The sequence below is a fragment of the Flavobacterium fluviale genome, assembly GCF_003312915.1.
GTDB lineage: Bacteria > Bacteroidota > Bacteroidia > Flavobacteriales > Flavobacteriaceae > Flavobacterium > Flavobacterium fluviale.
Window position 1 is genome coordinate 937,096 of record NZ_CP030261.1, and the last position, 22,299, is coordinate 959,394.

Annotated in this window: 20 protein-coding genes; 11 read left to right on the plus strand and 9 right to left on the minus strand. The window is 34.1% G+C overall.

Translation table 11 applies throughout. The features are described 5' to 3' along the window. Positions 1-51: 51 nt before the first annotated feature. Positions 52-2,109, minus strand: a complete 2,058-nt coding sequence (locus HYN86_RS04300) for a M13 family metallopeptidase (RefSeq protein ID WP_113676931.1) — start codon at positions 2,107-2,109, stop codon at positions 52-54. A gap of 226 nt (positions 2,110-2,335) precedes the next feature. On the opposite strand from HYN86_RS04300, the gene HYN86_RS04305 reads away from it, so the two are divergent. From HYN86_RS04305 to HYN86_RS04330, 6 genes are all read left to right on the plus strand, one after another. Then, a complete protein-coding gene (locus HYN86_RS04305; protein ID WP_113676932.1) occupies positions 2,336-3,001 on the plus strand; it encodes an SCO family protein in 666 nt (221 codons plus the stop codon). 103 nt (positions 3,002-3,104) lie between these two features. Next, positions 3,105-3,344, plus strand: a complete 240-nt coding sequence (locus HYN86_RS04310; RefSeq protein WP_113676933.1) for a FeoA family protein — start codon at positions 3,105-3,107, stop codon at positions 3,342-3,344. Further along, complete coding sequence (gene feoB, locus HYN86_RS04315) at positions 3,344-5,443, plus strand: ferrous iron transport protein B (RefSeq protein ID WP_113676934.1); 2,100 nt, start codon at positions 3,344-3,346, stop codon at positions 5,441-5,443. Before HYN86_RS04310 ends, feoB begins: the two co-directional genes overlap by 1 nt. Positions 5,444-5,449: 6 nt before the next feature. Further along, entirely contained in the window at positions 5,450-5,572 is a 123-nt protein-coding gene (locus tag HYN86_RS04320; RefSeq protein ID WP_317048542.1) for a FeoB-associated Cys-rich membrane protein, read from the plus strand. Between the two features lie 445 nt (positions 5,573-6,017). Beyond that, positions 6,018-8,432, plus strand: coding sequence for a tail fiber domain-containing protein (locus tag HYN86_RS04325; RefSeq protein ID WP_113676936.1), 2,415 nt, complete (start codon positions 6,018-6,020; stop codon positions 8,430-8,432). 87 nt (positions 8,433-8,519) lie between these two features. Continuing rightward, positions 8,520-9,782, plus strand: coding sequence for a gliding motility-associated C-terminal domain-containing protein (locus HYN86_RS04330; RefSeq protein WP_113676937.1), 1,263 nt, complete (start codon positions 8,520-8,522; stop codon positions 9,780-9,782). A 136-nt stretch (positions 9,783-9,918) separates the two neighbouring features. Here HYN86_RS04330 and HYN86_RS04335 read toward each other — a convergent pair whose 3' ends face one another. The 3 genes from HYN86_RS04335 to HYN86_RS04345 form a co-directional block, all read right to left on the minus strand. Next, on the minus strand, positions 9,919-10,572 hold the full coding sequence (locus HYN86_RS04335) for an HD domain-containing protein (protein WP_113676938.1): 654 nt from the start codon (positions 10,570-10,572) through the stop codon (positions 9,919-9,921). Positions 10,573-10,754: 182 nt separating this feature from the next. Beyond that, positions 10,755-11,747 (minus strand): acyl-ACP desaturase, encoded by a 993-nt coding sequence (locus tag HYN86_RS04340; protein ID WP_113676939.1) that lies wholly within the window; start codon positions 11,745-11,747, stop codon positions 10,755-10,757. Positions 11,748-11,792: 45 nt separating this feature from the next. Next, complete coding sequence (locus HYN86_RS04345) at positions 11,793-12,539, minus strand: lysophospholipid acyltransferase family protein (RefSeq protein WP_113676940.1); 747 nt, start codon at positions 12,537-12,539, stop codon at positions 11,793-11,795. A gap of 286 nt (positions 12,540-12,825) precedes the next feature. Here HYN86_RS04345 and rnpA point away from each other — a divergent pair, with 286 nt between their 5' ends. The 5 genes from rnpA (at position 12,826) to HYN86_RS21260 (ending at position 16,595) form a co-directional block, all read left to right on the plus strand. Continuing rightward, positions 12,826-13,230: a ribonuclease P protein component gene (rnpA, locus tag HYN86_RS04350; protein ID WP_113676941.1), complete on the plus strand. Its 405-nt coding sequence runs from the start codon at positions 12,826-12,828 to the stop codon at positions 13,228-13,230. A 97-nt stretch (positions 13,231-13,327) separates the two neighbouring features. Continuing rightward, positions 13,328-14,152 (plus strand): DUF4349 domain-containing protein, encoded by an 825-nt coding sequence (locus tag HYN86_RS04355; protein ID WP_230406427.1) that lies wholly within the window; start codon positions 13,328-13,330, stop codon positions 14,150-14,152. Positions 14,153-14,154: 2 nt separating this feature from the next. Then, on the plus strand, positions 14,155-15,792 hold the full coding sequence (locus tag HYN86_RS04360) for a S41 family peptidase (protein ID WP_113676943.1): 1,638 nt from the start codon (positions 14,155-14,157) through the stop codon (positions 15,790-15,792). A 3-nt stretch (positions 15,793-15,795) separates the two neighbouring features. Continuing rightward, positions 15,796-16,260, plus strand: a complete 465-nt coding sequence (locus HYN86_RS21255; RefSeq protein ID WP_317048543.1) for an OmpA family protein — start codon at positions 15,796-15,798, stop codon at positions 16,258-16,260. A gap of 2 nt (positions 16,261-16,262) precedes the next feature. Then, entirely contained in the window at positions 16,263-16,595 is a 333-nt protein-coding gene (locus HYN86_RS21260; protein WP_317048544.1) for an OmpA family protein, read from the plus strand. Here HYN86_RS21260 and HYN86_RS04370 read toward each other — a convergent pair whose 3' ends face one another. The 5 genes from HYN86_RS04370 to HYN86_RS04390 all read right to left on the minus strand — a co-directional run bounded on the left by HYN86_RS04370 (position 16,596) and on the right by HYN86_RS04390 (position 22,149). After that, positions 16,596-17,042, minus strand: a complete 447-nt coding sequence (locus HYN86_RS04370) for a GNAT family N-acetyltransferase (protein WP_113679850.1) — start codon at positions 17,040-17,042, stop codon at positions 16,596-16,598. It lies immediately after the preceding gene. Positions 17,043-17,169: 127 nt separating this feature from the next. Next, the gene (locus tag HYN86_RS04375; protein WP_113676944.1) at positions 17,170-17,811 is read right to left on the minus strand and encodes a DUF1579 domain-containing protein; all 642 of its coding nucleotides are present in this window, start codon (positions 17,809-17,811) and stop codon (positions 17,170-17,172) included. Positions 17,812-18,018: 207 nt separating this feature from the next. Continuing rightward, a complete protein-coding gene (locus tag HYN86_RS04380; RefSeq protein WP_113676945.1) occupies positions 18,019-18,987 on the minus strand; it encodes a DUF4837 family protein in 969 nt (322 codons plus the stop codon). A gap of 46 nt (positions 18,988-19,033) precedes the next feature. Beyond that, positions 19,034-20,851, minus strand: a complete 1,818-nt coding sequence (locus tag HYN86_RS04385) for a LysM peptidoglycan-binding domain-containing protein (protein ID WP_113679851.1) — start codon at positions 20,849-20,851, stop codon at positions 19,034-19,036. Between the two features lie 110 nt (positions 20,852-20,961). After that, positions 20,962-22,149 (minus strand): phosphoglycerate kinase, encoded by a 1,188-nt coding sequence (locus tag HYN86_RS04390; protein WP_113676946.1) that lies wholly within the window; start codon positions 22,147-22,149, stop codon positions 20,962-20,964. Positions 22,150-22,299 lie beyond the last annotated feature (150 nt).

Here is a 22,299-nt window from a genome sequence, read left to right on the forward strand (position 1 = left end):
CATAAAAAACGGCGCTCTACGCAGCACCGTTTTTTGATTGTAATAATTGTCTTACCAGATTTTAACACGTTTTTCTGGTTCTAGATACATTTTATCACCTTTCTTAATATCGAAAGCTTTGTAAAAAGCATCAACATTCTGAATTGGTACATAAGCTCTGTACATTCCTGGTGAATGTGGATCGGTTTTTACTTGATTTTTAATGGCCTCGTCTCTTGTTTTTGTTCTCCAAACTGTAGCCCAAGAAATAAAGAAACGTTGTTCTGGTGTAAAACCGTCAATTAGTCCTGGATTTCCGTTTTCTTTTAGATATAACTGCAGACCATCATAAGCTGCGTTTATTCCGCCTAAATCTCCAATGTTTTCACCCAAGGTAAAATTACCATCAACGTGAACTCCAGGCAACGGCTCAAGAGCGCTGTATTGATTGGCTAAATCTGTTCCCAAAACTGTAAATTGTTTTAAATCTTCTTCTGTCCACCAGTCCACTAAATTTCCATCAGCATTGTAGCGTGCACCAGAATCATCAAATCCATGAGAAATTTCATGTCCGATCACAGCACCAATTCCACCATAATTAACGGCTTCGTCTGCTTGATAATTGTAAAATGGCGGTTGTAAGATTGCCGCTGGGAATACAATTTCGTTGTAAGACGGATTGTAATAAGCATTTACGGTTTGAGGTGACATTCCCCATTCTGTTTTATCAACTGGTTTACTTAATTTCTCAATACTTTCTTTAAAACCCCACTTTGATAAATTTTTCACGTTATCAAAATAAGTTCCACCTTCTGCCACACTTTTAATTGTTAAAGCAGAATAATCTTTCCATTTATCAGGGTATCCAATTTTGATCGTGATTTTATTTAATTTCTCAACAGCCTTAACTTTTGTTTCTGGAGACATCCAAGTCAACGAATTGATTCTGTTTTTGTAAGCCAAAATCACATTCTGAATCATTTTTTGTGCTTTCTCTTTAGCTTCAGCAGGAAATAATTTCTCTACATAAAGTTTTCCAAGAGCTTCCCCAACAGAACCATTCACTATGTTAAGCCCTCTTTCTTCAGCAGGAAGCTGTTTAATTGCTCCTCTTAAAGTTTTGCTGTAGAAGTCAAAACGTGCATTGTCAATATCCGTTGTTAATTGTCCCGAAGCCCCGTTTAACAAATCCCATTTCAAATACTCTTTCCACTGTCCTACTTTATTTTCGGTAAAAACAGTCTGAAGAGCAGTCATATATTTAGGCTCGCTTACAATAACTGTATCTAATTTAGTAATTCCTAAACCAGTAAAATATTCATTCCATTTAATTGCAGGAGTTAGTTTTTGAATATCGGCAACAGTCATTGGGTTGTATTGTAAACGGCTGTCTCTCCTTTCAACTCTGTTTAATCTTGGCTGCGATAATTCTGTTTCTAAAGCTAAAATTTCCGCCGCGCTTTGTTTTGCTTTCTCTGGAGATTCGCCAATAAACTGAAGCATTCTCGCTATATGCTGTTCATATTTTGCACGCTTTTCTTTAGAATCCTTATCATCAGAAGTGTAGTAATCTTTGTCTGGAAGTCCAAGTCCGCTTGGAGAAAGATTTACTGAATTTTTAGAACTGTTTTTGTCATCAGCTCCAATGTAAATTCCGAAAAATCCAGAACCGCCTTCTTTTTCCATTTCTACTAAATATTTCTGAACATCAGCAACATTTTTAATAGCATCGATTTTTTTCAAATACGGTTTTAAAGGTTCTATTCCTTTTTTATTTCTTCCAATCGTATCTAAATAGGTATTGAATAAATTAACCGCTTTCCCCTGATCGGTATTCGATTTGTATTTTGGGTTTTTCGAAGCATCTTTTAAAACCGCCATTACATCTTTGTCGGTTCTCTTAATCAGCTCATTAAAACTTCCCCAAGTTGTACGGTCACTTGGAATTTCTGTTTTATCTAACCAAGTTCCGTTTACATATTTGAAAAAATCCTGACTTGGGCTGATTTTCTTATCCATGTAAGAGACATTAATACCTGGTTCTTTTGGAGCAATTTGTGCTTGAACTGCCGTTAATGAAAACATTGCAGATAAAACACCAAACACAGGTTTAGCAAATTGTTTTTTCATAAAAATTTATAGTTTAAGGGAATATACAAACATATTGTTATTATTTCTAAAATAGTGTTAAAATTCTAACTGTAAAATCACAATTAAGAATAAATATCACAAATGAAATTAGGAACAATTCTATTAGTATATAGTTTTACAATAAAAGTTACAAAAGGCTGTTAAAAAAATATGGGACTAAAGTTTTTAAAATCTGCTTTTTGTACTTTTGCGCCAAATTATTTTTATGAAATCGCTTTTATATAAATACCGCAAATTCTTTATTGTCCTAATAGTATTTTCGGTTGTTACTATATCTTTATTTTATTCTGCCTTAAAGCCTAAAAAGACACTTCCGATTTACAATCCATCGGACGTAAATCCTGAATTAGTGGACAGTACCATTCAATATAAAAGTAAATACCACACAATCGCCGATTTCTCATTTGTAAACCAAAACGGCGATACGATTACGCAGAAAAATTACGAAGGAAAAATCTATGTTGCCGATTTCTTCTTTACCACCTGCGGCTCTATCTGTCCAAAAATGTCAACAAATCTTGTAGATGTTCAAAAAGCAGTTTTAAACAATCCGAAAGTAATGCTGCTTTCTCATACCGTTTTCCCAGAAGTTGACAGTGTTTCTGTTCTAAAAGCTTATGCCGTAAAATATGGTGTTGTCGACAGCAAATGGAATTTGGTTACCGGCGATAAAAAAGAAATCTACAAAATGGCGAGAAAATCGTACTTAGCTGTTAAACTCGGAAGACCAGATCAATTGTACGATATGGTTCATACCGAGAATTTTGTTTTAGTAGATCAAAAACGCCGCGTCAGAGGTTTTTATGACGGAACAAATAAAGAAGACATCAAACGTCTTTTAGAAGACATCGATTTCCTTTCAAAAGAGTAAAAAGCCTTATTTTTAGAAACATTTAGCATTTGCTAAGGTGTTAAATGCCTTGGAATAAATAATAATTGCCTACTTTTGCAATCTAAATTCAATCTAAATAAGCTTGCAAAATACTATCCACACTCTGAAAAAAGGCGAGAAAGCCATTATCAAAGATTTTGATATAGATCTTATTCCACTTAAATTATTAGAAATGGGTTGTCTTCCTGGCAGCTTTGTTGAATTATTGCAGATTGCTCCATTTGGAGATCCACTATATTTGGATATTAACGGTTCGCATGTTGCGATTCGCGTTGAAACAGCTCGTGAAATTGAAGTTGAACTTATCCAAAACAATTTATAATGAGCGTTCAGAATATCAATGTTGCCCTAATTGGGAATCCAAATACCGGAAAAACCTCTGTTTTTAATCAATTGACTGGTCTTAACCAGCAAGTTGGAAATTATCCTGGAATTACTGTTGAGAAAAAAATAGGTTTTTGCAAATTACCTCATAACATAAAAGCCAATATTCTAGATTTACCAGGAACTTACAGCTTGAATGCAAGTTCGATGGATGAAAGTGTAGTTATTGAACTTTTGCTGAATAAAAACGACAAGCTTTTTCCAGATGTCGCAGTTGTAGTGACAGATGTTGAAAACCTGAAACGAAATTTATTGATTTATACGCAAATCAAAGACCTTGAAATTCCGACGATATTGGTTATTAATATGTCTGATCGTATGGAAAGAAAGGGAATTTCGTTAGATATTCCGTATTTAGAAGAAAAACTAAAAACAAAAATAGCTTTAGTAAGTTCGCGTAAAGGTTTAGGAATTGAGCAATTAAAAGAATTGATTGTTTCTTATAAAACGCTTCCAAGCGAACCTTGTTTAAATGCTTCGGTAATTGATCCTGAGTATTTTGAAAAATTACAGCATGCTTTTCCTAATCAATTAATGTACAAATTGTGGCTGGTAATAACGCAGGATGTGAACTTTTCAAATCTAGACCGAAACGAAGTTCGAAGCACTTTAACAAAATCACATTCAGAATTAAAGCGCTTGCAGCAGAAAGAAACCATCAAAAGATATCAATTTATAAATGATGTTTTAAAAGAAGGTTTAAAAGTCGACGCTTCGATGGCCAAAGATATTCGTGCCAAATTAGACCGTGTTTTAACGCACAAGGTTTGGGGTTACGTGATTTTCTTTGCTATTTTATTTTTGATTTTTCAATCTATTTTCAGCTGGTCAACTATTCCAATGAATTTCATTGACAGCACTTTTGCTTCTTTAAGCAGCTGGGTTGCAGCAGAACTTCCAAGCGGTATTTTAACCGATTTACTTTCGCAGGGAATTATTCCAGGAATTGGAGGTGTAATTATTTTCATTCCGCAGATTGCCTTTTTATTCCTCTTTATTTCGATTCTGGAAGAAAGCGGTTATATGAGCCGTGTGGTATTTTTAATGGATAAAATAATGCGCAGGTTTGGACTTTCAGGAAAAAGTGTCGTGCCTTTAATTTCGGGAACAGCTTGTGCAATTCCAGCAATTATGGCTACGCGAAATATCGAAAATTGGAAAGAACGCCTTATTACGATCTTAGTAACGCCTTTCACGACTTGCTCTGCAAGATTACCTGTTTATGCTATTATTATTTCTTTGGTTATTCCGAGTAAACGCGTTTTCGGAATTTTAAATCTTCAAGGATTAACCTTAATGTCACTTTACGTTTTAGGTTTCGTTGCGGCGATTTTATCGGCTTATATTTTGAATAAAGTTTTAAAGTTAGATTCTAAAACCTATTTTGTTGTCGAAATGCCGAGTTACAAAATGCCGCTTTTAAAAAATGTCGGAATTAATGTTGTAGAGAAAACAAAGGCATTTATTGTTGGTGCGGGTAAAATTATCCTAGCGATATCTGTTATTTTATGGTTTTTAGCTTCATACGGACCTGGAAAAGATTTTAACGAAGCTGAATCTATCGTAAAAGAAAGATTTGCCAATACAACTTTAGATGAAACTCAGTTTGAAAACGAAGTTGCTTCTCAAAAACTAGAAAACTCCTATATCGGACTAATGGGAAGAGCGATCGAACCAGCAATCGAGCCCTTGGGTTACGATTGGAAAATAGGAATTGCATTAATTAGTTCTTTTGCAGCCCGTGAAGTTTTTGTGGGAACTCTTGCAACCATTTACAGCGTTGGAGATACCGATAACGAATCGACCATAAAAAGCAAAATGCAGGCAGAAATACGTCCAGATACCGGCAAAAAAGTATTTGACTTCCCTACCGGAATTTCATTATTACTGTTTTATGCTTTTGCTATGCAGTGCGCCAGTACACTGGCCATTACTAAAAAAGAAACCAATTCGTGGAAATGGCCGGCAATGCAGCTGGTTTTAATGAGCGGACTGGCTTATTTTACCGCATTAATTGCGTACCAACTTTTAAAATAAAAAATCATGATCCAGCAAATTATAGCTTTCGCGATATTAGGATTTGCAGTAGCTTTTCTGATCAAAAAATATTTCTTTAAATCGAAAAAGAAAAAAGACTGCGGTGATGGAAATTGCGGCTGTTCATAAATTTACTTTTAGATAATCTAAAATTACAATGCAAAAACTTCATAAAGAACTTTTAGTTTCTTTGTGAAGTTTTTTCAATTATAAAAACTTCCTATCAAAAAAAAAATTTTAATCAAAATTTGCTAAGTTGTTGAATATTAAGTAATTTTAACTAAGTATTAAGTTTTTATCTTACAAAAAAAAATAAACTTATACGATAAAAAATACTTCTTAACGCCGGTTCTTCTATTCTACATTACATATCCGAACATCAATGTTTTGATACTTCCCCGCCTTCAAATTTTATTATCTAAACAAATTTTCTGTAGATCAATCTAAGCACATCTAAAATTCATTAATCTGTTATTATCACATTTTAAAATTTTAATCACATTCAGATGCAATAATTTTTTTGTCAAATTTAAAATTAATCAATACTTGATCGTATAATTTAAATTGAAGAGATATGAAAAAGAAAATTACACTTCTATTTTTTCTTATTGGAACTAGTTTATTGATGAATGCACAAGTTGGAATTGGAACACTTAATCCTGACAGCTCGTCTCAATTAGATATTAGTTCATCTAATAAAGGTTTGCTGATTCCAAGAGTATCTTTAGTTCAAACAACAAATCAAAGTCCTGTTGTTGGCGCCATCACACAAAGTCTCGTTGTTTATAATATGTCCGTAAGTACAGATGTCACTCCTGGATTTTATTATTGGGATGGAGCTAAATGGGTAAGAATTCTTTCATCAACCGATCCTATTGTCTTTAATGAAACTTTAACCACATTAAACTACAATTCTGCTTCCAATCAATTAACCTATGTAGATGAGAGAGGTATATCAAATGTGCTGCAATTGACAGGACAAATTGGACCTCAGGGACCGCAAGGTATTCCTGGAAATGACGGTGCACCAGGACCTCAAGGACCAATTGGACCACAAGGTATTTCTGGAAATGATGGAGCAACTGGACCGCAGGGTCCGCAAGGTATTGCTGGAAACGATGGTGCTGCTGGACCGCAGGGACCACAAGGCATTCCCGGAAATGACGGTGCAGCAGGACCGCAGGGACCACAAGGTATTCCCGGAAATGACGGTGCAACAGGACCGCAGGGTCCGCAAGGTGTTCCCGGAAACGATGGTGCTACTGGACCGCAAGGACCTGCTGGGCCTCAAGGTGGGATTGGTCTCATTGAAGCTGGAAATAACACTACTGTTACAGGAACTGGCGTTTCATCAGATGCTTACAAAATAAATACTCCAACAACTTCTTTATCTCAAAATACTGTTTCTGGTATAATTTCACACACTAATGAAGAAGGAACAATTGCGACGGCTAATGTTATTAGTGCAAACTCAGGAAATTTAATAACTATTGGTACAGATGGAGGCGCAATGCTTAATGCAACATCATTACCTCCTATTACAGTTTCTAATACAAGTTTAAATAACGACTTGACTACAACTGTAAATGGAGTTACAGGATCGCCGGTCGATATTATTAACTCTAATGAACTTACCTCAACAAATGGCGGTTTAACCTCAACAGTAAATGGTATTTCCTCAAATTCTGTCTTAATTTTAAATGAAGCGGAAAATGGTTTAACTAATCTTAATGGTATAGTTGAGCTGGGCGGAGCATTGCTTCATCCGACCGTTATCGGAACAGATGCCGCTAACACATTAGCAATAACAGGATTACAATCTGGTTTAATAACTGATCAAATTGTCGTTGCTGCTCCCGCTACTGGGGTTTTGAAGACTTTAACTACTGATGAATTAAACTTAAATAACTGGAGGATAACTGGAAATTCAAATATATCAGAAGCATTACATTTTTTAGGAACCACGAACGATCATGACATCATTTTCAAAAGAGATAATATTTTTGCTGGAACAATACATAGAAATAATACTTCATTAGGTGTAAATGCTTTCAATGCTGTTTCCACAGGAAGTTACAATGTTGCAATAGGAAGATATTCTCTGAATGTGAATGCCAACGGGAGTTATAATACGGCAATAGGTGATTATGCTCTGCCATCCAATACGGACGGATTTTATAATTCAGCCATAGGACATATTGCATTAAACACGAACACTACCGGAAACAGCAATACTGCCTCAGGCTATGGTGCACTCTCGCAAAATACTACAGGCAACAATAATGCTGCATATGGTTTTTCTGCAGGCAGCAATAATACTACAGCCTCTAACAATACCTTTATTGGCTCTCAATCTAATCTTTCTACATCTGGTTTAAATATTACTAATGCAACAGCCATAGGTTACAGCGCTAGAGTCGCAACAAGTAATAGTATTATTCTGGGTTCAACTGGTGCAAATGCTGTGAATGTTGGTATTGGAACCACGGCCCCAACAAACCCTTTACATGTAGTTCCACTTTCTGGAATAGATCCCGTTCGCATTGAAGGTTTACAGCCGGGAATTGCTGCTGACAATATTGTTGTCGCAGATGCAAATGGGGTTTTAAAAACAGTTCCCCAATCAAATCCTTCAGATCTTCGTTTAAAAAAAGATATTAATACGAGTACATTCGGTTTGAACTTTATAAGTAAACTTAGACCTGTTACTTATACAATGAAAAAAGGAACAACTGATTTACAGACAGGTTTTATTGCTCAGGAAGTAGAAAAAGCAGCCAAAGAAATAAACTATGAATTCAGCGGTATCGTTAAACCAAAATCCGATTCTGATTTCTACAGCTTGCGTTATTCAGAATTTGTTGTTCCCTTAGTAAAAGCTGTCCAAGAACAACAATCTCAAATTCAAACTTTAGAGAAAAAACAACAAGAGCAGCAGAAAGAATTAGCAGAGCTTAGAGCACTTGTAAATAGTTTGGCTAAAAAATAGTCACACTCGCATACAAAACTGATCAGGCTTTCTTGCTGCTAAAAGCAATTCATTTTTATTCAAAAAGAATTTTAAATTGTAAAAGAAATGAGAAATATTGTTTCAGATATAGTTCGAAGAACCGCATTAGTTGGTACGAGCATTTTCATTTTTCAAAACAGCTATTCGCAGTTTGTTAACGAAGGAAATGTAAAAATTAATAAAGAAACCCTGGTATCTGTTTATCTTGATTACCGAAATACAGTATCGGGAAATTTTATAAATGATGGTGAGCTGCATGTCTTTGAAAATTGGACAAATGACGGAATTGTATCTTATACTAATTCTGAAAACGGAAAAACTTTCTTTACAGGTACAACCGAGCAAATAATTGAAGGAACAAAACCATCAGATTTTCAAAATATTATTTTTAATAATCAAACAACAGCCATTCCTTTTCATTTGGCAGCTACTATTACTGTTGGAAAATTAGCCGATTTTACAAAAGGAATAATAAATGCTGATGATTACGGGGGATTAGTGATTTTTAAAAACCAAGCTTTTCATACGAATGTCAGCACTGCAAGTTTTGTTGACGGAAAAACAGAAAACAACATCGACAAACCTTTTGAATTTCCTGTAGGTGACGGGCTTTACTTTAGGCCTATTTTTTACAATTCAAATTCAGCAGAACAATCTGTCTACACTTCGCAGTATTTTTTCAAAAATTCGAATCTAATTCATCCGCATACGAGTAAAGAAGAAAGTATAATTCAAATAAACGATGCCGAATATTGGAACTTGATTCAAAATCAAGGAACAGAAAAGATTGTTCTAAGTCTTACATTAAGTCCTGATACAACACCAGCCGCATTCTACAATATCACTGCCGAAACAGAACTAGCAATAGTTCGCTGGGATGAAATAACTGGAAAATGGATTAATGAGGGAGGGGTTCTAAGTGACGCACTAAGCAATGAACCGTACACAAATTTATTGACCAATGAGGTCACTGGATATGGAATCTTTACGATTGCCATTGTTAAAAAGTCAGATGTTCCAACAAACGATCTAATTGTACATAATGCTATTTCTCCAAATGGAGATGGTTTTAATGATACTTTCCATATCAAAGGAATAGATAATTATCCCGATAATACAGTGGAAATTTATAATAGATGGGGCATTAAAGTATACGAAGCAAATGCATACAATGAAAATGACATGATGTTTTCTGGTTATTCTGACGGTCGTTCAACATTTAAAAAAGATGACAAACTACCGTCTGGAACTTATTTTTATACTTTAAGATATGTCAAAGACAACACAACTATTAAACAAGCTGGATATCTTTATATTAGTAATGAGTAAAATCTAACTTATTACAAGGTAAGTGATTGTATTTTTAATTTTACAGAGATACACAAAATTAAACAGCAAGCTTCACGAAATTTTATCAATCTTTGTGAAGCTCTGTGAATCCTAGTGTATTCTTGCAGAAGGAAACTTATTTAACTCCCTCCCACTCTGCATAAAACTGCGCTAGGAATGTTTCCATAAAATGATGTCTTTCCGCAGCGATTTCTTTTCCTTTTTCTGTGTTCATTTTATCTTTTAAAAGCAGAAGCTTTTCGTAGAAATGATTTATCGTTGGAGCATTGTTTTTTTTATATTCTTCTTTTGTCATATTGGTCACTGGAGCAATTTCAGGATTGTACAAAGCTCTGTTTTTAAATCCGCCATAATTGAATGCCCTTGCAACACCAATTGCACCAATTGCATCTAAACGATCTGCATCCTGAACAATATCTAATTCGACCGACGAGAACTTCTTTTCGAAATTTCCACCTTTATAAGAGATATTTTCGATGATATTGACAACATGAACAACTGTGTCCTCAGAAACATTTTGAGCCTCTAAAAAAGCTCTGGCTGTTTTTGGGCCGATAGTTTCATCTCCATTATGAAATTTACTGTCTGCAATATCGTGAAGTAAAGCTCCCAACTGCACAACTGTTAAGTCACAAATGGTATCTTTTGCTATCAAAAGTGCATTTTTATAAACGCGTTCGATATGAAACCAATCGTGTCCGCCTTCGGCATCGTTCAGTTTTTCTTTTACGAAAGCGATAGTTTTATTTATTAGTTCAGAAGTATTCATGAATTATTATTATTTGAATTTCCCGCAGATCATGCAGATTAAGCAGATTTACGAAACGTTTATATTAAATAAAAAATGCTGATTGTTAGAGTTTTGAAAATCTAACAATCAACATTTTTCAATATCAAAATCAATTGCAAAACTCAATTTTAAATCTAAAATCTAAAATCTGCAATCTAAATTTACAATCTAGCAGGTTCTACCCATTTAAAGATGTGAGATTCTTGTGGAATTACAATTCTTTCTGAAATTCTCGCCATACGAGCTGGTAATTTCATTAAGTAATCACGTGCTTTTTCTGCTTCATCAGTCAAATTGGTAATTTTATCCACTTCCCATTTGTTGATTAATTTCTGCATAATATCAACATAATCATTTGCTGTGTAAACCCCAATACGTTGTGCAGAATCTGAGAACTGCTCAAATGCCGAACTAATTTTCTGTCCAGATTCTCTCAAGAAATGAGCCGGCATAACGATTTTCTGCTTCATCATGTATTGAAAAGCAAGCATCATTTCGCTTGGGTCAACTTGGAAAATTCTAGTTACAAATTCGCTGTAAGCATGATGATGGCGCATTTCGTCGCCAGCAATCATTTTACACATTTTGGACAGCTTGTTATCACCAAATTTCTTTGCAATCTGCGATACTCTGTTATGAGAAACGTAGGTTGCTAATTCCTGGAAACTAGTGTATACAAAGTTTTTGTACGGGTCAGTTCCAGTTCCAATATCAAAACCGTCGTTGATTAAATGCTGTGTTGTCATTTCGATTTCACGCATATTTACACGACCAGACAAATACAAGTATTTATTTAAAAGGTCTCCGTGGCGGTTTTCTTCTCCAGTCCATTGACGGATCCATTTAGACCAACCGTTCCCACCATTTTCTATTTGGTCAATACCTTCTACATCCATTAACCAAGACTCATATGTAGGCAAAGCTTCTTCGGTGATAGTATCACCAACAAGCGTAACCCAGAAATCGTATGGTAATTCTTTAGCAATCTCGCGTAATTCTTTTACCTCTTCGAAGAAATTTTCTCCTTCAGAATTTGGTAAAAAATCAGACGGCTGCCAAATTTTTTCCACTGGAATTAAATACTGTTCAACGAAGCTATCCACGTTTTTTTCCAAAAACTGCATTACTTCTAATCTAATGTTTTTTATAGACATTACTTATTATAGATTTGGGTTGTACGTTTTAGCTCGGACTAAAACTTAAACCTGTTTATACTCATTTATTCCCTCTTTAACTGCTTCTTCCGTCAATTGCATCAACTCGGCAAAATCATAATCTTTTACCGCCATAGCTTTATGAGCAGTAAAAGTCAGATGGTTTCCTAAACCTACTGGAAACATTCCAAAACGAACCATCTTCCATGAATTGTTAATACTAACCGGTACCACATACGCAGATGGCGCGTACTTGCATAGAATTTTTAAACCGCTTTGAGCAAATTCTTTTGGTTTTCCTGTTTTGCTACGAGTTCCTTCTGGGAAAATAACAGCAGATCTTGTATTTTTTTCTATATATTCAGACAAGCCTTTGATTACTGGAATCGCTTGTTTAGGGTCTTTTCGGTCGATTAGCACAGATCCTCCGTGGCGTAAATTAAATGACACACTTGGAATACCGCTTCCTAACTCCTTCTTACTTACAAATTTACAATGAAAACGTCTAAAGTACCAAATCATGGCAACGATATCGTACATACTTTGGTGATTAGCTACAAAAATAATAGGAACTCCAGTTGGAATTGTTTCAACTCCTTTAACTGTATACGTAGTTCCAACCAAATTGGTGCACTTTAAAAGAAAGAAATTTAAATAATCAACACTTTTTTTGTGCGCCTGATAACCAAAAAGATTAAGGCAAATCCATTGAATTGGGTGAAAAACTGCCAAACACAATCCAAAACATAAATAATAAATTACAGAGATTGGATATGAAATTATCTTTTGCATGCTTGAAAAATTTAAGGCCAAAAGTAATAAATATATTTTTAGCCCTATAAAAATTATATAACTATCAATATATATGGCATTTAAAAGAAAAAATTAACAAAAAAACCTTCAAATTTGTACGAATTATAAGGGCATTAAAAAATCAATATAACAAAAATAAGCGATGCGTGGCGATTTATATTATACAAAACACTAAATTGATTTCATAAAACCCATTACGGAATATCTATAAGCGAATAAAAAAATTACCTTTGCTTTTTCTGTTGCAAATATTTTCTGAATTTAAATGAATTTCACTTACCCTAAAAACGAGCGTTTAAAAAGCAAAACAACGATTGGCTTACTTTTTTCTGATGGAAAATCGGTGTCTAAATATCCGCTTCGTTTGGTTTACCGTCAAGAGGCAGAAAATTCAGAAGAACAAACTAAAATTGGCGTTTCGGTTTCAAAGAAATATTTCAAAAAAGCTGTCGATAGAAATTACTTCAAAAGGGTGTTGAGAGAAACGTATCGTTTAAACAAACATCTGCTTCTAGATAATCTTGATGGAAATTATTCTATTATGCTTTTTTATCAGACTAAAGACAAATTATCTTACGAAGAAATCAATACAAAAATGATTCAGCTGTTTGAGAAATTTACCGCTCAAATAAACAAATCTCCAGATTCTGAACAGAAAATTGAATCGTAGATTTCAAAACGTAAGATTATTAATCAACTTAGACAAAAAAATCGTAGTTTTAGCTCTAAATTGAAATTCTATGCGTCACATTTTCTTTTTATTTTCTTTGTTTTTAATTCTTACTGGATGTAATAAATCTTACCAAACGGAAGATCAAAACATGATAGTAACGGCTTTAAAATTACCTGCGAAGGCAAAAAATGTTGCTTATGATAAAAAACCAGATCCATCATCTCCGCAACCACCGCCACCTCCACGGGCAGATCAACAAATCGAACAAAAAATCATAAAAGAAGCTACTTTAAGATTTGAAACAGATAACTTAGAAACTTCTTTCATTCAAATTGAAAAGGCAGTTGCCGCCAGCAAAGCAAGAATAATAAATGATTCTGAAGGAAAAGATTATGCAACTGCTTTTAGAAATCTAATTATAAAAGTACCAAGTCAGAATTTTGACCTTTTTGTTAATGATGTTTCTAAAGGCGTTTCTTATTTTGAAACTAAAAATATATCTGCCGAAGATGTTACTGAACAATACATTGATCTGACTTCAAGATTAAAAACCAAGAAAAAACTCGAAGAACGCTATCTTGAAATATTAAAAAAAGCAAATAAAGTCAGTGATATTTTAGAAATTGAAGAACAAATTTCAGCTATTCGCGAAGAAATTGAAGCCAAGGAAGGACAGCTGAAATATTTGGAAAGCCGTGTTTCTGAAAGCACTGTTACAATTGAATTTTATAAAACCATTGTCGAAAAAGAAGGTGTTAAAATATCTTATGGTTCCAAGCTGGGGAATGCCGTTAAATCAGGATTCTATACTCTATCCGATTTATTAATTTCACTATTAAGCGTTTGGCCGCTTATTATTATATTTTTTGTATTAGCCTATTTTATTAGAAAAAGATTTAAAAGAAGAAAAAAAGAATAATCATGTATCCGTATTTCAAAAAGAAATTTATTATACCTGTAGCTGCTGCGGGGATGTTGTTTGTTGGAACCAGTTTTAAAGAAGATTTTTTTGAAATTGCCAAACAGATCGAGATTTTTACGACTTTGTTTAAAGCTGTAAATACCAATTATGTAGACGAAACGAATCCTGGCGATTTGATGGATAAAGCGATCAAAAGTATGTTGGGAAGTTTAGACCCATACACAGTTTACTTTAACGAACAAGATGTTGTTAATTTTAAAATCAACAATACTGGAGAATATACTGGAATTGGCGCTTTGATTTCAAGAAAGAAAGATCGTCTGGTTGTTCGCGAACCTTATAAAAACTATCCTGCCGATAAAGCCGGATTGAAAGCAGGTGACGAAATTATTCAGATTGGCGATGTTTTGATTGCCGATTTTAAAGATGATGCTTCTCAATTGTTGAAAGGGACAAAAAACACTAAAATCAATATTAAATATCTACGTCAGGGGAAACCTTATACTACTGTTTTGGTTTTGGATGAAGTAGACATTAAATCGGTTCCTTTTTATGGAAAAATTGATGATAAAACAGGTTATATTGTTTTAGCGCATTTTAGCAGAAAAGCTTCTGCAGAAGTAAAAGATGCTCTTGAAAAATTAAAAGCAGATGGAGCGTCACAAATTGTTCTCGATTTACGTGGAAATCCAGGAGGTTTATTAAACGAAGCCATTGATATCTGTAATTTATTTGTTCCGAAAAATGAAGTAATTGTAACTACAAAATCAAGAATTGAAAAGCATAATAATACTTATAAAACAACCAAAGAGCCTATTGATACACAAATTCCACTGGCAATTTTAGTTAACGGAAGAAGTGCTTCGGCTTCAGAAATTGTATCTGGCGCTTTACAGGATTTAGACCGCGCGGTGATTTTAGGAAGCAGAAGTTTCGGAAAAGGTTTGGTACAGCGTTCGGTTGACCTTACTTATGGAACGCAGTTAAAAGTTACTATTTCTAGATATTACACTCCATCTGGACGCTGCATTCAGGCATTGGATTATGCCCATAAAGATAAAAACGGCGTGGCACTAAAAACTGATGCCAAAAATTTTAATGCTTTTAAAACCAGAAAAGGTAGAACGGTTTATGACGGCGGCGGTGTTTTACCAGATATCGAACTAGAAGAAACTAAAACCAGCGCAATAGCAGCGGCTTTAATTAAAAATGACGGTGTTTTTGATTATGCGACAACGTATTATTATAAAAACCCAAACCTTGGAGATAAAATCCCAACCATAACAGACGCAGATTACAGTTCTTTTAAACAATTTTTGAAAGCAAATAAAATCACTTTTGATACCGAAACTGAAGTGGCTTTGAAAAACACTCTAGCAGCAGCTAAAAATGAAAAAATAGACGAAACGATTGCTCCTGAATATCAGCAGTTACTGGCCGCTTTAGAAAAAAGTGAAACCACTTTGCTGGATAAAAACCAAAAAGAAATTAAAAACATGATCCAGGAAGAATTGATTAAGAGATATCAATATCAGGAAGGTTTGTATCAGTTTTATATCAAAAATAATTCTGAAATTAAAAGAGCAGTTAATGTATTAAATAACCAGACAGAATATAAAACGATTTTAAAGATGTAGTGAATGAACCTAACTTTAGCCATACTTGTACTCTATTTTTGTACGGCATCGGCACAACAAAAACCTGTTAAAACTCTTTATTTTGAATTTGACAGATTTGATTTGACAGACAAACAAATCCATGTTGTTTCGGACTTTATAAAAAACATAGACACATCTGAAGTGGAGTCCGTACAGATTTATGGCTATTGCGATGATCGCGGAAGTGACAACTACAATTTTAAATTATCAAAAAAACGGGCAAGAACCATTCAAAATCTTCTTGTGGGTTATGGATTTGATAAAGGGAAAATTATAATTCTGGAGGGAAAAGGAAGGATTGCAGTAAAAGCAGATACTATTCAAAACTTGCACGAAACACGACTCCGAAATCGGCGTGTCGACTTAATTGTTGTAAAAAATAATTTCGGAAAAGGAACTCATACTTCATTTAAAAAAGGTCTTAAGTTGGCGATAAAGTTTGTTTAGAGTTGATTTTATTTGATATCGGAAGTTCAAAACTGACTTATACTGCGAAGAAAGTTCTGGACAAAGCTGCGGTCATTTTAGAAAATCATCAAAATTTACAATTTGAAATTCTCGGCCATGTCTGCTGTACACCCGAGATTTACATTGACGCTATAGACCATGCCACAAAAGAAAGGAGACTTTCTTGGAATCGTGCCAAAACTGTTTTTCGCTATTTAATTTCTAAAAAAATATCCAAAAGCCGTATGACTTATGTGGGCTGCGGAAACAAGTATCCCCTCAAGAAAGGGGATAAATATGATCGGCGGGTGGAGTTTGTGATTACTAAGATTTGATTACTCTCGAATCATCTCAATATGCGGAATATCATCTTCTAAATACATTTCGCTTGTTTGCACAAAACCGTGACTTTCGTAGAATTTCTTCAAATACAATTGTGCGCCGATAGTAATTTTATCTTTCCCGAAGTTTGATTGTATTTGAGCGATTGCTTCTCGCATTAAATCGTGTCCAAATTTTTTATCTCTGTAATTGGCATCAACTACAACTCTTCCAATAGAAGCGTTATCAAATGAAATTCCTGCGTCAAATAAACGAGAATACGCCACAATTTTGCCTTCATATTCGCCAATTAGGTGTAATGCTTTCTTGTCTTTGCCATCTAAATCCAAATAAACGCAGTTTTGCTCCACTACAAAGATCTCGCTTCTTAATTGGAGTAAATCATATAGCTCGTTTACATTTAATGCCTCAAAAGGCTTTATTTTCCATTTTAACTCCATTCTGTATTTGTTTGTTGATTTCTGCTTGTGTTTTTTAATGAACACGCAAAATTACATCAATATTATCAAATAGAAATCCCGACTACAAACTGTAATCGGGATTTTTGTATTTATAAAAAATGAAAGCTTATTTTTTCTTCATTACAATTTCCATGCTTTTATATTCCGCTCCATTTTTTGTATCGTACATTTCCATTTTTCGTGTTGTGGGATCAACAATTGTATATACTTCTCTGTAAGGTGCTTTTTTTCCAGTTACGGGATTTACAACTTCGCCTTTGTATTCTACACTTTTTGTGCCTTCATCATATTTACCAACCGCAACCATCATTCCAGTTCCCATATTATCGATAAAAGTGGTTGTGAATTCTTTACTGGCATTGTTGTATGCCACTGTGCTTTTGCCTTCAAAAGGCGCACCCATAATTTTTCCGACATAATTTGCTTCCTGATAACGTCCTCCAAGAATCATTTTAATAGTTGCAACCGAAGAGCTTTTTTCCGGTTTCGCATTTGGTTCATACCAAAAAGTCATTTCACAATTCCAAGTTCCGACTTCGTCTGACAATAATTTATGCGGAGCTCCTGGTGTAGCATATGCCTGCCATGCTTTTGCTTGTGCTGCAGAGTCCACTGGTTCTTCGGCAATTGGTTCTTCTGTTTTTGTAGTGTCTGAAACATTTGTGGTTACGGTTTCGGTTTTAACTTCTTTTTTACAAGAAATAAAACATAGCAAAAACAATACTAGTGTTGCGGTTAATTTTTTCATAACTATTTGTTTTTATGTTTGTTAGAAACAAAAGTAAGAAAAATATTCTCTTGAATGAGTTTGGGGTTTCAAGTTTCAGGTTTCATGTTTCATGTTTCAAGTTTGGAAAAGGAGATTAATTATGGAGTTATGCGCTATTGTTCCAATAATTAAAACCATTGTCTATATTTTTATAAAACTTGTCCGTTTAAAAACTAACGCCAAACTTTATCGTTTATCAATTTTCACTGATTTGATAATTGCTTCTAAATCTAACATCAAATCGCGTTCTTGATTGGAAGGTGAATAACAAAAACCTTCTATAACCAAAAGACGATTATAGGTTTTGTCCACTATAGCATAATTAATAAACGGTCCAGCCATAAAATCATTTTTTAATTCCCAGGTTCCCTTCGTTTCAAACGCATCTCTATTGTTTAAAATAATCTTAGAAAAATAGGGCGCATATGCTTCACTGGTAATCATTCTTGTATTGGGCTCACGTCCTTTAATGTAGCGCCCGATCGAATCACGCATGCGCACAATTGAATTGACGATATCTTTTTTCTTTTGGAAATTATGCAGAGGGATTTGATACATCAAAAGACTGGTATTACCGCTGATAATTTCTTTTTTCAGCCAAATAAAGTTCTTCTTATGAAGCATATATTCATATCCACTAGGAATTTGGAGATCGATATGAAATTTATTTTTAATGACAGCCGGATTCAACAATGATTTACTATTGTCTTCCTGAACCTTTTTAATTTCGGCGTCATGAATTTGTTTTATGATTTCGGGAGAATTTAGTTCGATACTGCAGATAATATCGTCTACTGATTTTCCGTAGATGCGAAAAGTATTGTGAGGTAAAGCTTTGCTTCGAATGATTTCGAATTTTTCCGAGGCTGTTTTTTTTACCACAATAATGCTTCGGCTGTCGGTAACAAAGCCTTCCAGTAATCTGGCAGGATATTGATTGATGGTAAAAAGAGGTTCTTCCTGCGTGAGTCCAAGAACTGGCGAGGCAAATTTATTTCGGATACTATCACCTACTTCTCCATACCAAAGCTGATCGTCGATAATGATCGAAATAGTATTGGTTTTTCCCGAAACTGTATCGTTTTGCTTTTCACCTTTAAAGCATGAAATCAGGAAAAATGAAAGTAATAGAAATAAAAAATGGGTTTTATTCATTTTCTTAATTTATGAAATAAAACCCAAATTTAATAAGATTATTCTATTATCCGTTTATTTTAAGTTTCATTCCCGGTTTAATATCTTCATCTTTAATACCATTCCATTTTTTAATATCTGAAATTGTTACTCCAGGATATTTTTTAGAAATACTGTATAAAGAGTCTCCTTTTTTAACGTAATAATCTTCGCCAATATTTTTAGAAGAGGCTTTTTTCTTAAATGAATCAACCGAGTTTGATGCGATTGCTGAAGTTATTGAAGCCGGTTCTTCTATAATTGGTGACGCTTTTGAAATGATAAGCGTTTTTCCTAAACCAATATTATTCGAAGTTAAATTGTTAAGCTCTTTTAACTCCGCAATAGTCGTACCGAATTTCTTTGCAATGCTTCCTAAATTGTCTCCAGCCGCAACAACATAATCCTGATCAACTGTTTTTGACTTTTCTTTATCGTCAGCAGCTGCGATAGCTTCTTCTCTTTTATCAATAACTGCATTTGTTTTAACTGATGCTGGCTCTTCAGATTTAATTTTAATACTTCTTCCAACAGCAACTGAATTGGTTTTTAAATTATTCCATTTCTTCAATTCAGTAATACTAACATTGTATTTTGAAGCGATTGCTCCTAAATTATCTCCTTTTCTAACTTTGTAAAATTCGTAATCACTATTATCAATTGCTGCAGGTTTAGCCGCCGGCTTAGCTTTTGGAGCGTATTTTACAGCTAGTCTTGATGAAGTTGATCTAAATTCTGTATCATGTTTAACGTAAGCATAAATTTGATCTTCGTTAGAAACAAATGTTGCTATTTTATCTTTTGGAAGACGAATAAAATGCTGCTCTCCTTGATAGAAAGGAACGATATTCATTTTATAAGATGGATTTAAAAGCTGAATCTGAGATTGAGGCATGTCTAATAAATCGGCAATCTGTTTGAAAGACATTTGATTTTTAATTGCTATTGTATCCGTTTCAAAGTTTTTAACCACAGCTCTCTCTGGGTTAATTCCGTGTTCTTTATGATATTCAAAAAGATACATGGTTGCTAAGAAAGCAGGAACATAACCTTGAGTTTCTCTAGGAAGGTAATTTCTAATGTCCCAATATTTTGTTTTTCCTCCAGAACGGCGAATTGCTTTGGTAACATTTCCAGGACCTGAATTATAAGATGCTAAAACCAGTTCCCAGTCACCAAAAATATTGAACATTTTTGTCATGTATTCAGAACATGCAGCTGTAGCTTTAAGAGGGTCGCTTCTTTCATCGATATAAGAATCGATTTTTAAAGCGTATTGTTTTCCGGTTCCGTACATGAATTGCCAAAGACCCGTAGCGCCCATTTTAGAAACTGCTTTAGGGTTTAAAGCAGATTCTACAACGGCTAAATATTTTATTTCCAAAGGAACATTTTGTTTGGCAAAGGCGTCCTCGAAGATTGGGAAATAATATTCTGATAAAGCCATTAATCGAGAAAACGATTTTTTACGGTTCTTAAGAAATGACTTTATTATATTTTCTAAACCTTGATTGTATTCTATCTCAAAGGGCGATTTCTCATTCATAGCCGCCAAACGCTGTTTTAGCAATTCGGTTGGCAGTTCTTCATCAACTGTAACATCTTTGTTGATGGTTTGAATGTCTTTTGTTAAATCGTCATAGATGTCCAGACTTACTAATTCGTTCATCCATAAACTATCAACTTTTGCAGCTAACGGCTCTTTTTTGAATGTGCTTTTAATAGAATCTAAATACGACAACTTAATGTCTTGCTTAATTTCTCTAGAAAATTCTGCAGATTCCTGCGCGAACATTGAAAAAGAGAATAAAGCTGTAACCACTAAGGATATTTTCTTTACAATCATATAACATTTTTTTAAAATTCTGTAACTCAAAGAATTATAGGAACTGTATTTTTGCAAATCTAAGCCCTTTATTGAAGAAAACTATGTAAAAAAATGTTAATTGTGATATTTTAGTCTAAAATTGCAGCAATTCCAGGTAAAACTTTTCCTTCTAACATCTCAAGCATAGCCCCGCCACCAGTAGAAACATAGCTCATTTTGTCCTCAAATCCGAATTGTTTTACTGCTGCAACAGAATCACCACCTCCAACTAAAGAAAATGCACCATTTTCTGTAGCTTCAGCAATATAATCTCCTAATGCGATAGTTCCTTTAGAGAAAGTTTCCATTTCAAAAACTCCTAATGGACCATTCCAAAGTATAGTTTTTGACTCTAAAATTACTTTTTTGAAGTTCTCTAAAGATTTTGGACCTGCGTCTAAACCTTGCCATCCGTCAGGAATTGCAGTTACATCTACAACCTGAGTATTAGCAGTGTTTGAGAAATCATCTGCAGCAATAACATCAACTGGAATATGAACTTGAACGTTTTTCTCTTTTGCTAATCTTAAAATTTCAAGAGCTAAGTCTAATTTATCGTCTTCGCAGATAGATTCACCGATTTTTCCGCCTTGTGCTTTAATGAAAGTAAATGTCATTCCACCACCAATAATCATGTGATCTACTTTATCCAAGATATTTTCGATAACTGTGATTTTAGATGAAACTTTAGAACCTCCAAGAACCGCTGTAACAGGTTTTTCACTGTTATTAAGTACTTTATTTAAACTCTCAATTTCTTTAGCCAATAAAGTTCCGAAACATTTATCGTTTGGAAAAAATTGTGCAATAATTGTAGTAGATGCGTGTGCTCTGTGAGCTGTACCAAATGCATCGTTTACATAAATATCTCCAAGAGAAGCTAATTCTTTAGCAAAATTCTCATCTCCAGCTTCTTCTTCAGCATGAAAACGTAGATTTTCTAGTAATAGAACTTCGCCTGGTTTTAAATCTTTTGCTGCAGTCTGAGCTGGCTCTCCAACACAGTTTTCAGCAAATTTTACCTCAACTCCTAAAATATCTGAAGCTGTTTTTAAAATATGTTTTAGAGAATATTTCTCTTCTGCTCCTTTTGGTCTGCCTAAATGAGACATTAAGATCAAGCTTCCGCCTTGCGCTAAGATTGTGTCAATAGTTGGTTTTGCTGCCTCAATACGTGTTGTATCTGTAACGTTAAAATTTTCATCCAACGGAACATTGAAGTCAACACGGATAATTGCTTTTTTATTTTTAAAATCGAAATCGTTTAAAGTTTTCATCTGCTAAATTTTTTAATTTTTTGAAAGAATAACAAATATAGAACTTTTACAGTACTCTAAATTTCAAAAAAGCAAAAATAATCGTTCAATAAAAACGAAAACGTTGTAAATTATGAAAATAAACAAATTAATTATTAAAAATGATAAAAT